At 68.2% G+C, this 12,715-nt stretch carries 11 protein-coding genes and 1 tRNA gene; 8 read left to right on the top strand and 4 right to left on the bottom strand.

All coding sequences use genetic code 11. The features are described from left to right. The first annotated feature begins 299 nt into the window (after positions 1–299). The 5 genes from AC069H_RS08265 (at position 300) to AC069H_RS08285 (ending at position 8,285) form a co-directional block, all read left to right on the top strand. Positions 300–1,514, top strand: a complete 1,215-nt coding sequence (locus AC069H_RS08265) for an MFS transporter (RefSeq protein WP_478231786.1) — start codon at positions 300–302, stop codon at positions 1,512–1,514. Between the two features lie 428 nt (positions 1,515–1,942). Beyond that, positions 1,943–3,400 carry a GGDEF domain-containing protein gene (locus tag AC069H_RS08270; protein WP_478231787.1) on the top strand — a complete coding sequence of 486 codons (1,458 nt, stop codon included), beginning with the start codon at positions 1,943–1,945 and terminating at the stop codon, positions 3,398–3,400. 96 nt (positions 3,401–3,496) lie between these two features. Then, positions 3,497–5,659, top strand: a complete 2,163-nt coding sequence (locus AC069H_RS08275; RefSeq protein WP_478228639.1) for a phospholipase A2 — start codon at positions 3,497–3,499, stop codon at positions 5,657–5,659. Positions 5,660–5,821: 162 nt separating this feature from the next. Then, positions 5,822–7,444 (top strand): LCP family protein, encoded by a 1,623-nt coding sequence (locus tag AC069H_RS08280; protein WP_478231788.1) that lies wholly within the window; start codon positions 5,822–5,824, stop codon positions 7,442–7,444. 370 nt (positions 7,445–7,814) lie between these two features. Next, the gene (locus tag AC069H_RS08285; protein ID WP_478228637.1) at positions 7,815–8,285 is read left to right on the top strand and encodes a helix-turn-helix domain-containing protein; all 471 of its coding nucleotides are present in this window, start codon (positions 7,815–7,817) and stop codon (positions 8,283–8,285) included. A 71-nt stretch (positions 8,286–8,356) separates the two neighbouring features. On the opposite strand, the gene AC069H_RS08290 is transcribed toward AC069H_RS08285, so the two are convergent. Then, positions 8,357–9,817, bottom strand: a complete 1,461-nt coding sequence (locus AC069H_RS08290; RefSeq protein WP_478231789.1) for a flavin-containing monooxygenase — start codon at positions 9,815–9,817, stop codon at positions 8,357–8,359. A gap of 122 nt (positions 9,818–9,939) precedes the next feature. Here AC069H_RS08290 and AC069H_RS08295 point away from each other — a divergent pair, with 122 nt between their 5' ends. Further along, positions 9,940–10,497: a TetR/AcrR family transcriptional regulator gene (locus AC069H_RS08295; RefSeq protein ID WP_192744090.1), complete on the top strand. Its 558-nt coding sequence runs from the start codon at positions 9,940–9,942 to the stop codon at positions 10,495–10,497. Between the two features lie 233 nt (positions 10,498–10,730). Next, positions 10,731–11,141, top strand: coding sequence for a hypothetical protein (locus tag AC069H_RS08300; RefSeq protein WP_199745356.1), 411 nt, complete (start codon positions 10,731–10,733; stop codon positions 11,139–11,141). A 3-nt stretch (positions 11,142–11,144) separates the two neighbouring features. Here AC069H_RS08300 and AC069H_RS08305 read toward each other — a convergent pair whose 3' ends face one another. Further along, positions 11,145–11,366, bottom strand: a complete 222-nt coding sequence (locus tag AC069H_RS08305) for a DUF3618 domain-containing protein (protein WP_005165704.1) — start codon at positions 11,364–11,366, stop codon at positions 11,145–11,147. A 125-nt stretch (positions 11,367–11,491) separates the two neighbouring features. Here AC069H_RS08305 and AC069H_RS08310 point away from each other — a divergent pair. Then, positions 11,492–11,565, top strand: a tRNA-Leu gene (locus tag AC069H_RS08310). A gap of 109 nt (positions 11,566–11,674) precedes the next feature. Here AC069H_RS08310 and AC069H_RS08315 read toward each other — a convergent pair. Beyond that, positions 11,675–11,908 carry a hypothetical protein gene (locus tag AC069H_RS08315; protein ID WP_478231790.1) on the bottom strand — a complete coding sequence of 78 codons (234 nt, stop codon included), beginning with the start codon at positions 11,906–11,908 and terminating at the stop codon, positions 11,675–11,677. Positions 11,909–12,113: 205 nt separating this feature from the next. Continuing rightward, positions 12,114–12,713 (bottom strand): dihydrofolate reductase family protein, encoded by a 600-nt coding sequence (locus tag AC069H_RS08320; RefSeq protein ID WP_478228633.1) that lies wholly within the window; start codon positions 12,711–12,713, stop codon positions 12,114–12,116. Between the last annotated feature and the right edge of the window lie 2 nt (positions 12,714–12,715).

Below are 12,715 nucleotides of genomic sequence, written 5' to 3' on the forward strand. Positions count from 1 at the left end.
CCAACCGGAACGCCGGCGGCGGCGAACGGCGGCCCGGCTGCGCCGAGCGAGGGCGGGGCGATCGGCGCGCAGATACCCGCGGGCGAGTCAGCCGACGTCACCCACCGGTCAGACGGCGTAGCCCGATCAGCTCAACAGGCGAAGGATTCAGCGGTCTTCTGTTGGTCTCCCTGTAGCCGGAGGCATACTGAACGTTGTCCGGCGGGACGAAAACTGTGACTCCCTCAGCGACCGCGTAACACGGCAGGCAAGAATGCGAGGGACGTAAGTTCACCCGATCGGGGGGAGGTGGTCACGCAGTGAAGACGAACGCGGCGCCGCGGATGACCGCCGCCCTGGCGAACCGCGAGTTCCGCGCACTCTGGCTCGCCGAGGTGCAGTCCCTCATCGGGGACCAGCTCACCATCGTCGCGCTGGCGATCCTCGTCTACGACCGGACAGGCTCCGCACTGCTTTCCGCGGTGGTCTACTCCCTCACCTTCCTGCCCGCGCTGGCCGGCGGTCTCGGCCTCTCCCAGCTGGCCGACCGGTACCCGAGGCGCACCGTCCTCGTCGTCTCGTCCCTGATCCAAGGCGTGCTGATCGCGATCATGGCGATCCCCGGCACCCCGCTCGCCCTGCTGTGCGGGCTGGTGGTGCTGGCGCGGCTCGTGAACGCTCCCGGCAACGCGGCGCAGAACGCGCTGACCCGCGAGGTGTTCACCGACGACGACCTCTATCTCAAGAGCCAGGACATCAGGGGCATCTCGACCAACACCGCCATGCTGCTCGGCCTGGCGGGCGGCGGCCTGCTGGTGTCTCAGGTCGGGGTGAGCTGGGCACTGGCGCTGGACGCCGCGACGTTCCTGCTGAGCGCGGCCGTGGTCCGCTTCTCGGTCTCCCGGCGGGCGGCGGCGTCCGACGGCAACGGCAGCTGGTTCGGCGCGGTGAGGCAGGTTTTCGGCAACCGTCACCTGCGGGTGCTGGTCTGGTTCTCGTGGCTGGTCGGCCTGGCCGTCGTCCCCGAGGGGCTGGCCGCGCCGCTCGCCGCGGAGCTGGGCGTGGGGAAACAGGCCGTCGGCTGGCTGCTGGCCGCCGATCCGCTGGGCTTCGTCATCGGCGCGTTCCTGCTGTCCCGGTTCGTCTCGGCGGAACAGCGGCGAAAGCTGCTCGGCGTGCTGGCGGCACTACCGATGGTCGCCCTGATCGCCTTCGCGCTCGAACCCGGGCTGATCCCGGCGTTGCTCCTGCTGGCGGCGGCGGGTGCCGCGGGGGCGTACCTGATCACGGTGAGCGCCACGTTCATCACGTGGGTCCCGAACGTACTCAGGGGCGGTGCGGGTGGGGTGTACCGCACGGGGTTGCGGGTGGCTCAAGGAATAGGGGCGGGACTCGGCGGGTTCGCCGCCGACCGGCTCGGGTCGGCGACCTCGGCCATCGCGCTGGCGGGCGTGGTCGGCCTGCTGCTGGCCGTACTGGTCGCACTCAGCTGGGGACACATCAACGGATCCAGCCCGGAACCGCTGCTGTCATGAGGAATCCACACTGGACGACCCCTGGGGCGGCACGGCCGCCCGGCGGGTTCGTACTCGGAAATCTCGACACGACACTGCTTCGGCACCTCAGTGAAAAGAAACGGCTTCTGATCAGAAGTCACGGCTCGACACGGTCACACACCTCCCGGCCACCTCGTTGCTGCGAACTAATACCTTGTCCGGGCTCAGAAGTCACGACTGGACACTATCCGTCACCCCTTCCGCGTCACGTCTCGAAAAACATTCAGTTGCCAAGATCAGAAATCACGGGACACGATTGGCACCTCCGGTCCGTGTTCGCGGGCACCCTTGCCTGTGTCGGACAACCGATGCGATGGGATGATACCGGCCGTGGAATACGAACGGTGTATCAGTCGGTACCGGTGAGATTACTCAGCCGTGCCGTCCGCGCGGAAAAGAGGTAGCAATTGCCAGCCGAGACCGGTGACCGCCGCCAGCACGGTGACGGCACCGGCGACCTTGACGACGCGACGGCGACACCCGCCGCCCAGAGCGGTGTACCGGTGACCGAACGCGGGCAGGCGAGTCCGGAAGGTGACCGGACCGGGCCGCCGGAACGCCATCCCTACGATCCCAGGGCGTGGGCGCTGTGGCAGCGGCCGAAGCGATTCATCGCGTTCCTTTTCGCGATGGAGGCCATCGGAATCGCGATCATGGTCGTCGCGACGATGAATTCCACTAATCCGGGAAGAATAGACTGGGTTCGTTTCGCGGTTCTCGCTGTCGGCGCCACGGCACATATTCAGCTCACCCAGCGGCAAGAAGAAAGACGGCGCGACCGAAGCCGCACCGTCCTCATCGACCTCACGGCGGTCTGGACATTTCCCGCCGCGGTGATCCTGCCACTTTCGCTCACGCTTTCCATCATCGCGATCGTCCGGATCCAGCATTGGTTCATCGCCCGCCGTCCCGCGCACAACTTCGTGTTCTCGTCGGTCACCCACGGCGTTTCGGTGACACTGACGTCGCTCACCTTCGCCGCGTTCGGGCCGCATGAATGGGGCAGGATCTCCGGCTGGGACACCCTCGGCGAGTTCGGTGTCCTGATCGTCACCGGAATGGTCTTCGAAGCGGTGCAGATCGCCTACATCGGCGGCATCCTCGCGCTCGGCTCGCCGAAGCGGCCGTCGATCTCCACAGTGCTCGGCAACGCGGCGGACAACCTGCTGGAGGCCATCACGATCGGCCTCGGCGCGGTCACCGCGGTACTGCTGTTGATCATGCCACCGATGGTGATCGTGATGGCCGTGGTGACGGTGGTGTTCAATCGCCTCGCCGAGATCGACCAACTGCAAAACGACGCGCGGACGGACCCGAAAACCGGCGTTCTCAACATGCGCGGATGGTCGGAGTCGGCCGATCGGGCGCTCGGAAGGACTGCCCGATCGGACGACAACCTGGCCCTTCTGATGATTGATCTCGACCACTTCAAGTGGATTAACGACACATATGGACATCCGGCGGGCGACGACGTCCTCCGCGATGTGGCACGGAAATTGGACGAGGTCACCCGGCCCGCCGACGTCATCGGCCGCTTCGGCGGCGAGGAATTCCTCGTACTCCTGCCGGATATCGACGAAACGGCGGCCAAACTCGCCGCCGAGCGAGTGCGCAGTGCTATCGCCGAACTGCATATAGTGACTACCGACAAAAGGGGCAGCCGGGTGACCATCTCGGGCCGCACCGCCTCGATCGGGGCGGCCTTGTTCCCTCGTCACGGTGAATCCCTGGAGGAACTCCTGCACGCCTCCGACGCCGCCGTCTACGTGGCCAAGGAGAACGGCCGCAACCAGGTGCGCTTCGCCCAGGACGTGGACCGGCCCGCTCCTCCACCGTCCACCGAAGACGAGCATTCAGAGGACTGAACGCGTTCGGCCGGTCACGCCATCAGGGGACCGCCCAAGAAACCCCGGGGGTTATCCGGATGTCGGCCTTGATCGGCGGATGGCACCCTGGACGCCATGCCAGCGACAGCCGAAGCCGCCGCTCGTCCTGCCCGGATCCGGCGGCCGTGGTCGACTTCGGGCTGGTTGCTGCTGGTCACCGTGCTGGTGTTCGGCTTCGGGCTCATCGCGTCACGGCCCGCCTCGCCGCCGGACCAGGGGCCACCGACGGGTGACATCCTCGCCGCGCAGAACGCGGTCGACGCGCTGGTGCGGCCGGGCCCGGTCGAGAACGCGATCGCCGCACTGCCCGCCGACTTCACCGCGGTCAGCGGGATCACCCCGGGGGTGATGACGGCACGCGACGGCACCGTGCGCGCCGTCCACACCGACGGTGGATGCTCGGCGCCCTGGGGCGACGACAACACCAAGTGGGACTACGCGGTCCCCTGCAAGGCGCACGACCTGGGCTACGACATCCTCCGCTACGCCGAACGCAAGGGGCACCCGCTCGGGCAGGAGGCCAGGGCCTCGCTCGACGACCGGCTCTCGGCGGACATGCACAACGCCTGCGTCCTCAACCCGATGGACTCGCGCGGCACCTGCGACGTCGTCGCCTCCCTCTATACGGCCGGTCTCGTGCTCAACTCCTGGCATCAGCGCTGGGGGCCGCCGGTCGGCGACCCGCTCGGCCCGATGATCGTCGGCGTGCTGGTGATCGGCGCCCTGCTGGTGTTCCGGCTGCGCGGCTGGGTTCGCAACCGCCGGGCCGCCGTCACGCTCCCGGCCGAGCCGCGGCCGGTCGTCCCGGTCGGCCGGTGGGCGTTGCTCGGGGTCACCGGTGTCGTCCTCATGCTGCTCGGCGAATCCGCCGTCGCGCTCGCGCACTGGGCGGGGGCGCCGGAGCGGTCGTTGTGGCCGTTCACCTGGCTCGCCCAGCTCTGCCCGCTAATCTTCTTCGCGGTCGGCCGGATCAACGAGGCCGGCTGGCGGTCGATCCGCGCGACCGGCGGCCGCTACCCGCAGTACCTCGCCGACCGCGCGAGCCCGTTGCTGCGCCCGGCGCTGATCTTCGCTGTCGTCGCGCTGGTCGTGCCCCTCGCGCTGGAGGTACTGGGGATCCCGACGGGCACGAACGCCACCGTCATGCGGATCGCGCTGCATCCGCTCTGGCTGCTCGGGGTCTTCCTGCTGACCGTCGTCCTCGCGCCGGCGCTGCTGACGCTGTATCGCCGGACGCGGACCGCCTCCGTCGCCGGGCTACTGGCCTTGACCTTGGCGAGCGAGGCCGCCGCGCAGTGGTCCGGTTCGGCCGTCCCGCGCTACGCGGAGACGTTGTTCCTCGCCCTGTTCGTCCAGCAACTGGCGTTCGCCCACGCCGACGGCGTCCGCCTGCCGCGTGCCGCCCTCGTGGTGACGGCGTTCACCGGCGCGGCCGGGCTGGGTCTCGCGGTCGCCGTCCGCGGCGAAGGGCCGATGCTGCTCGGCGGGCCCGGCGCCCCGGCGGCCCTGTCGGGTCCGCCGTGGGGAGTGCTCTTGCTCGGCCTGGTGCAGCTCGCGCTCCTCGGCCTGCTCGCGCGGCCGCTGGCCCGGCTCGGCGGCCGTCCCGCGGTCGCCGCCACCGCGCGCCTCGTGCTGCGCGCCCCGATGAGCCTGTACCTCGGCTTCCTGTCCGCGATGCTGCTGCTCGTGGCGGTCGTCTACCTGCCGGGGCCGTTCGTGGACGGGCTCAGCTGGCTGGCGCGCCCGAGGGTCCTGCTCGCGATGGCGCTGCTGGCCGTGCCCGCCGTGCTCGTCTTCTGGTGGTTCGAGCGGCATTCGGGGCCGCAACAGCGGACGGTCGACGAGCCGGGCCTGCGGGCCATGGTCTTCTGCCGCGCGGCGGCCACGGTCGGGATGGCGTACGCGATGCTCGGCGTGTTCGGGTTCGCCCTGACCCGTTTCGGTGGCGCGTCCGCCGACGCCGACCTCCTCGGGATCCGGTTCGGCCCGGTCCAGAGCCTGGTCAACCTGCTGCTCGGGGTGTACCTGCTGCACACCGTGCGGAACGGCACCAGCCGGATGACCGGGACCTGGCTCGTCTGCGCGGTCGCGTGCGCGCCGCCCTTGATGACCGCCCTCGACGGGAAGCAGGTGAGCGCCGCGTCCGTCGCGCTGCCGGTCGCGACGATCGTCGTCGCGATGCTCGCGGCGGCCGCCACGCTGGTCCCGGCCCGCGCGGCCCGGCGTGTCCTCCCCTGATCCATACGGCGCTGACCAGGCATTCTCCGTACCATTACGAGGAAACCGGTGGCGCGTGCCACATCTTCGGGGGGATGTGTAATCCTGCGACAACCCGCAACAGGCACCATGCGTCCCTTGAAGAGACCGTCGAACCGGTAACGACCAGAAGGAGCAGACCGCGTGGAGTACCCGCCTCGGAATGGGCATGGGGATCGACGTCCCGCCCGGCCTAGGCAGGACGCGCCCGGACGCGTTCCTTCCCGACCGGCCCCGCCACGTGGAGCCCGCCCGGCGCCCGCCCGTCAGGCCGCGGGCATGCCGCCCCGGCGCCCGGCACCGCGCCGGCGGTCGTTCCGCGGCCCCAAGATCGCTCTCGGGCTGGTCTCGCTGCTGGTGATGGGCCTGACCGGGTACGCGTGGGCCGCGATGGACGGCCTGACCTTCGCGAACGTCGGCATCGGCGCGGACGAGGGCGAGAAGCCCGCCGACGGCGCCCGCGACATCCTGCTGGTCGGCCTCGACAGCCGCACGGACGCACAGGGCAACCCGCTGTCCAAGGAAGTCCTGGCCCAGCTGCGCGCCGGGCAGGCGGACGGCGAGCTGAACACCGACTCGCTGATCTTCGTGCACATCCCGAACGACGGCTCCAAGGCCGTCGCGATCTCGCTGCCGCGCGACTCCTACGTCGACATCCCCGGCGGCTACGGGAAGCACAAGATCAACTCGGCCTACGCCCGCGCGATGCTCGACGAGCGCAAGAAGCAGCAGGAGAACGGCGTCTCCGACCCGAAGGAACTCGACCAGAAGGCCAACGAGGCCGGGGCGAAGACCCTGATCAAGACGGTCGAGCAGCTGACCGGCTCGACCATCGACAACTACGCCGCCATCAACCTGCTGGGCTTCAGCGAGATCACGCAGGCCATCGGCGGGGTCGACGTCTGCCTCAACAACGACGTCAACGACCAGTTCTCCGGCGCGAAGTTCTCCAAGGGCCCGCACACCATCTCCGGCGTCGAGGCGCTCGGCTTCGTCCGGCAGCGGCACGGGCTGCCGCGCGGCGACCTCGACCGCGTCGTCCGGCAGCAGGTGTTCATGGCCGGGATGGCGCGGAAGGTGCTGTCGGCGGGCACGCTCGCGAACCCCGGCAAGCTCAACGACCTGATCACGGCCATCAAGAAGTCGGTGGTGCTCAACCAGAACTGGGACGTCTTCGGCTTCGCGCAGCAGATGAAGAGCCTGACCGGCGGCCAGCTCGAGTTCCGGACGATCCCGATCGTCAACATCGAGTACAAGACCCCGAACGACGGCGTCGCCATCCAGGTCGATCCGAAGCAGGTGAAGAACTTCGTCCAGGGGCTCGCGGGCCCGCAGCCGGGCGAACAGCAGCAGGCGCCGCCCGCCGAGTCGCCCAACAAGGCCACCACGGTCGACGTCCGCAACTCGACGAACCGGGACGGGCTGGCCTCGTCGGTGCTGAAGCAGCTCGTCGACAAGGGCTTCACCGCGGGCGACACGGCCACCGCGAGCGCGCGCAAGAAGACGGTGGTCTGGGTCGCCAAGGGCGAGAAGGCGGCGGGCCAGGCGGTCGCCGACGCGCTCGGCGGCAACCCGACCGTCCAGGAGGACAAGAGCGTCGAGGCCGGGCACGTGATGGTCTTCCTCGGCTCGGACTTCAAGGCGCCGAGCGGCGCCGAGGGCTCCGGCTCCTCGCAGAACGCCGCCGGTTCGTCGGCCGCCGCACCCCCGCCCGAGCAGTCCGACGAGAAGCCGATCACCGCCGAAGGCGTGCCCTGCGTCAACTGACAACGGGCGAGCGGGTGGTGAAGGCCTCCTTCCCTACCTTCAGGGTAGGGAAGGAGGCCTTCACCACCCGCCGGCGTGGCTTTGGCGAGCCCCTTGTCCGGACGTGTGTCGCGAAGCCACCGCCGCGTCAGGCGGCGGGCGGCGGGCAGCACTGACACGCTCAGGAGCACGCCGAAGGCCACCGAAACGGCCCTCCAGCCACCTTTCCTTCACCCATTCGGCCCAGCGAGCCGAAATCGATAGGAAAAGCACCCCCGAAACCGCGTAAGAGCGGCGACCCTGCCGACTTTCATACACGTGAGCGCGCTCGTCCCCGGTTTTGTCACACGGAGCGGGCGGCGGAGAAGGTTGGCAAGGCAGGAGATGGGGAGTGCTGATCGACGCTGAGAGCTATCAGCGGATACTCGGAGACGAGCTCCGCAAGCTCCGCCGTAAACGTGGCTGGACACGCAAGGAACTGAACCAGCATCTGCAGAGCGAGATCTCGCTCCAGACGCTGGCGACCTACGAGCTGGGCACCCGGCACTGTTCCGTGGTGCGGCTGGTCGAACTGTGCGTCGCGATGGACGAACTGCCACAGGATCTGCTGGCCAAGGTGCATCGCCGGGTGTTCGTGGACGAACCGGGCCGGGTCCGGATCGACCTGCGCCAGGTGATCAAGGACGAGCAGGAGGAACTGCTCCCCCTGCGGCGGTGGGCGGACGACCGGCTCAAGCGGTCGAGCGACAACGGCTCCGCCGAGGTCCATCTCGATCTCGCGGCGCTGGAACGGATGGCCGAGCTTTGCGGCATCCCCACCGTCGATCTCATCGGAAGGCTTCGCCGGCTCAACCCCTCATGAGCGCGGCGTTCCGCGGTCCGTGAAGGCCATGCCCCCCATCTTGGCTTTCACGGACCCTCCCTCTTCCCGGCTCAGCCGAGCAGTTCGTAGTCCTCGCGGCGAACCTTGCGGGTGTCGAGCCAGTACCGCCAGGTGAAGCCCGGCCAGATCGTGCGGTTGACGCCCTTAGCGTCGAGGTACCAGCTCTTGCAGCCGCCCTGGGTCCAGATGCCCTTGGCGAGTTTGCGCTGGATCTCGCCGTTGAAGCGCTCCTGCGCCTCCGGCCGCGGGTCGAGCGCCTTGCCACGCGCGAGCCGCAGCGCCTGCGCGACGTAGGAGATCTGCGCTTCGATCATGAACACCACGGAGTTGTGCCCCAGCCCGGTGTTCGGCCCGAGCAGGAAGAACAGGTTCGGGAACCCGGACACGGTGATCCCCTGATATGTCCGCATCCCCTCGGTCGCCCACTCCTTGCCGAGGTTGCGCCCGTCGCGGCCGATGATCTCCAGGTCGTCGAAGGCGTCGGTGACGTGGAATCCGGTGCCGTAGATGATCGCGTCGACCTCGTGCTCGACACCGGCGCCGTCGACGACGCTGTGCTCGCGGACCTCCTTCACGCCGTCGGTGACGACGTCGACGTTGTCCCGCGCGAGCGCCGGGTAGTAGTCGTTGGAGACCAGGACCCGCTTGCAGCCCATGGTGTAGTCCGGCGTCAGCTTACGGCGCAGCTCCGGGTCCTTGACGCTCTTGTGGATGTTGCGCTTCGCGATGCGCTGGCCGATCTTCATCACCCACGGCTGCCCGTTGAAGCCGATCGCGCGGGCTTCGAGACCCCAGTAGAGGACGTTGCGGAAGGCACGCTGCAGCAGCGGCACCGAGCTGAACGTCTTCCTGAGCGCTTCCGGCATCTCGCGGTCCGGCTTCGGCATGATCCACGGCGGCGTCCGCTGGAAGAGCGTCAGCTCGGCGACGTCCTTCGCGATCCGAGGCACGAACTGGATCGCGCTCGCGCCGGTGCCGACCACGGCGACGCGTTTGCCGGTGAGGTCGTAGTCGTGTTCCCACCGCGCGGAGTGGAAGGCGCGGCCGTGGAAACGCTCGATGCCGGGCAGCTTCGGGATCTGCGGCAGATGCAGCGCGCCGACCCCGGCGACCAGCGCGGGAGCGACGAACTCGTCCCCCGACTTCGAGGCGACGTGCCAGCGGTTCTCGTCCGCGTCCCAGCGGGCGCCGGTCATCTCCTGGCCGAAGCGGATGAAGCGGTGCAGGTCGTACTTCGCGGCGACGTCGCGCATGTACTGCCAGATCTCCGGCTGCGGCGAGTACGCGCGGGACCAGCCGGGGTTCTGCTCGAACGAGAACGAGTACATATGCGAGGGGATGTCGCAGGCGCAGCCGGGGTAGGTGTTGTCCCGCCACGTGCCGCCCACGTCGTCGGCCTTCTCCAGGATGACGAAGTCCTCGCGGCCCTCTTTGCGCAGCTGAATGGCCATGCCCAGCCCGGAGAAGCCGGTCCCGACGATGACGACACCGGTCTCGGTGCGGTTGCCCATGACCCCGGCCTCTCGTTCGTTTTACCTGTTACCGGGAGTTCACCTTACTCGAAGTAGGTTACCTTCGGTAGAGTGTTGAGGTGACGACGGCGAAGCGCAAACGCATGCCACGAGCAGAGCGGATGCGGCAGATGATCGAAATCGCCGAAGAGGTCTTCGCCGAACGCGGCTACAGCGCGGCCTCGATGGACGACATCGCGGAACGCGTCGGGGTCTCCAAGCCGATGCTCTACGAGTACTTCAACTCGAAAGAGGGGCTGCTGCTGGCCTGCATCCAGCAGTCGCGGGCGGCGCTGCGCGAGGTCACCGAACGGGCGACCGTCGGCGCGACCTCCGCCGAGGACGCGCTGCGGCGCGGACTGCTCGCCTTCTTCGTCTTCATCCGGGAACGACGGCAGGCCTGGTCGCTGCTCCGCCACGAGATGGCACTGATCGGGACCGGCGCCGCCGACGAGATCGAGCAGACCCGGCGCCAGCAGACCGACCTGATCGCCGCACTGATGGGTGACTACTTCGACGCGGGAGACGACCTCCGTGCCGAGGCGTCCGCGGAGTTCGTCGTCGGCGCGTGCGAGCGGCTCGCGATCTGGTGCGAACGACACGAGGACGTCAGCCCCGAAACCGCGACCGGATACGCCATGGATGTCCTCTGGTCAGGCCTGTCCGCGCGGGCCCGCTGAAACGACTGTGAAGATGCTCGTGCATTAGGCCATTCGGTCGTCACTCAGAGCACATTGCCGCCAGTGTCTTGTGACACAGAGTTGTCCTACTGTATCGATAACACTGTAGAAAGTCTGATGGACAGTCGCGGCCTCCGTCAGGAGGGGGCGCCACCACCCGAAAGTGGCGTCATGACGGCGGCGTGACGAAGTCCATTGAGTGACGCTTGCTCGCGAGGAGAGGGGTGAGGCGGATGACCGAACCGATCACCGCGTCGTACGTCCAGGAGGACGACGACTGGAAGATAACGGTCAGCGGCTCCGGCAAGGAACTGACCGGTCGTGCGCCGGGCATCATCGCGGCACGGGACCGGGCCGACCAGCTGGTCGAGAAACTGTCCCCGCCGGAACATTCGACGGTGGTGCACCTGCTCAACGGCAGCGCCCTCGAGTTCACCGCCGCCTACATGACGGCGAGGCTCACGCTTCCGGAGATCGAACCACTCGAGGTTCCTCCGCCGGCGAACGGCAAAGCCAAGGAGAAGACCGGCGGCAAGCCCCCGGTGCCGCAGGGCAAGGAACTCCCGAAGGCCGTCGACGAGGCGAAGTCCAAGGAGAAGTCCGAGCCTGCCAAGACACCCGCCAAGGCGGCTCAGACCTCCTGAGACCTACTTCAGGAGTTTGCGGATCAGCAGCACGCCGATCAGCACCGCCCCGCCGATGAGCGGGTACTTCACCTTGGGCTCGTCCAGCTTCGCGCGCAGACCGGTCTTCGCGGAATCCACCAGCTTCGCGGGGTTCGCCTTCGTGCCCAGCTGGTCGAGCGTGGCGACCAGCGCGTTCCTGGCCTGCTCGATCTCACGCTCGATGGTCTCGGGATCGCGAGCCACGTGTCCTCCTCGCCGCGACGGACTTGCTGGAAGCCCACGTTAGAGGACGCCACCCCGCGCGGTGGCACCGGCCACGCCGAGAAACGCCGATCGTGTCGCACGCTACGATTTCGGGGCAGTACTGGGGGCCCGTAGCCCAATTGGCAGAGGCACACGGTTTAGGTCCGTGCCAGTGAGAGTTCGAGTCTCTCCGGGCCCACCCCTCACAGCAACCAGCCGAGTGGCGGGGTTGCATCCTGAGATCGACATGGATTTGGCGAAGACGGCGCGGCCGGCCATCGCCAAGCCGACAGTCCGCAACGCGACTTCTACGAGTCGATCAGGGCGAGTGCACTGACGGCAAGACCGTTTCGACCACGCATCTCCTCCCCGTCGAATGGGACTGGAAGCGCCTCAGCGCGGAGCAAGCGGTCGCCTGGCGACGCGAGATGAAGCAGTTGGTGGTCCATCTCATCGCCATGTCGCTCACCAGTGGAAAGCTCGCGGTAGCCGAGTTCCAGAACCATCGCATCAAGGCACTCGTCCGCGTCGATGACGCCCACGAGGCCTACCTGGTGATCATCGCCGATGGAATCCCGGATCCAAAGATCTTCGCCCTGCTCCTCGACTGCGTTCCCGGCGTCACAAAGGACGATTGGCAACCCGAGCCGTCCGAGCTGGCGGCAATGAACCGGCGCCCGGCGAGATCGCCTGGTCGACACTGTTCCCGTCAGAAGTCGCGAGCGCGATCCTCGAACTCGACGCCGCTCAGCGCACCCGGTCGTAGACCAGCGCCATCTCCCCCAGTTCCCCGGCCTCCCGGTAAGCGAGCGCCCACTTCGAGGCGGGCAGGCCGTCGACGAACAGCCGCTGCCCGCCGCCGGTGATCTCGGGGCAGATCATCAGGTACAGCCGGTCGATCAGGTCGTCCGCGAGCAGGGCCTTGATGACGCTGGCGCTGCTGTTGACCAGGATGTCGCCTTCCCCGTTCGCCTTCAGGCCGGCGATGACGTCGGCGGCCGGGGCGTTCACGACGCGGGCGCGGTCCCACGGCGCTTCGGTCAACGTCTTCGAGAAGACGACTTTTTCGGCGTCCACCAGCCACTTCGCGTAGGCGCGGTCGCGCGGGTCGGCGTTCTCGTCGGCGGCGATGGTGGGCCAGAAGCCCAGAAATCCTTCGGCGTTCAGCCTGCCGAGCACCGCGGTGGTCGCCTTCTCGTGGATGCGAGCGAGGTGAGCGCGGGCGACGTCGGTGGTGGCGTACGAAACGATCGCGCCCATGTCGCCGGGTCCGCCGGGGCCGCTGTAGTGGCCGTCGAGGGTGAGGCTGATGTTCGCGGTGACGCGGCGGCCGGTCGGATTCGTCATGT

Source organism: Amycolatopsis sp. NPDC043887 (assembly GCF_056435665.1).

Bases quoted from the DNA above. Each gene is read 5' to 3' on its own strand.
- AC069H_RS08290 (WP_478231789.1), bottom strand. From the start codon at position 9,817: ATGGGCAACCGCACCGAGACCGGTGTCGTCATCGTCGGGACCGGCTTC.
- AC069H_RS08295 (WP_192744090.1), top strand. From the start codon at position 9,940: ATGCGGCAGATGATCGAAATCGCCGAAGAGGTCTTCGCCGAACGCGGC.
- AC069H_RS08320 (WP_478228633.1), bottom strand. From the start codon at position 12,713: ATGACGAATCCGACCGGCCGCCGCGTCACCGCGAACATCAGCCTCACC.
- AC069H_RS08300 (WP_199745356.1), top strand. From the start codon at position 10,731: ATGACCGAACCGATCACCGCGTCGTACGTCCAGGAGGACGACGACTGG.
- AC069H_RS08275 (WP_478228639.1), top strand. From the start codon at position 3,497: ATGCCAGCGACAGCCGAAGCCGCCGCTCGTCCTGCCCGGATCCGGCGG.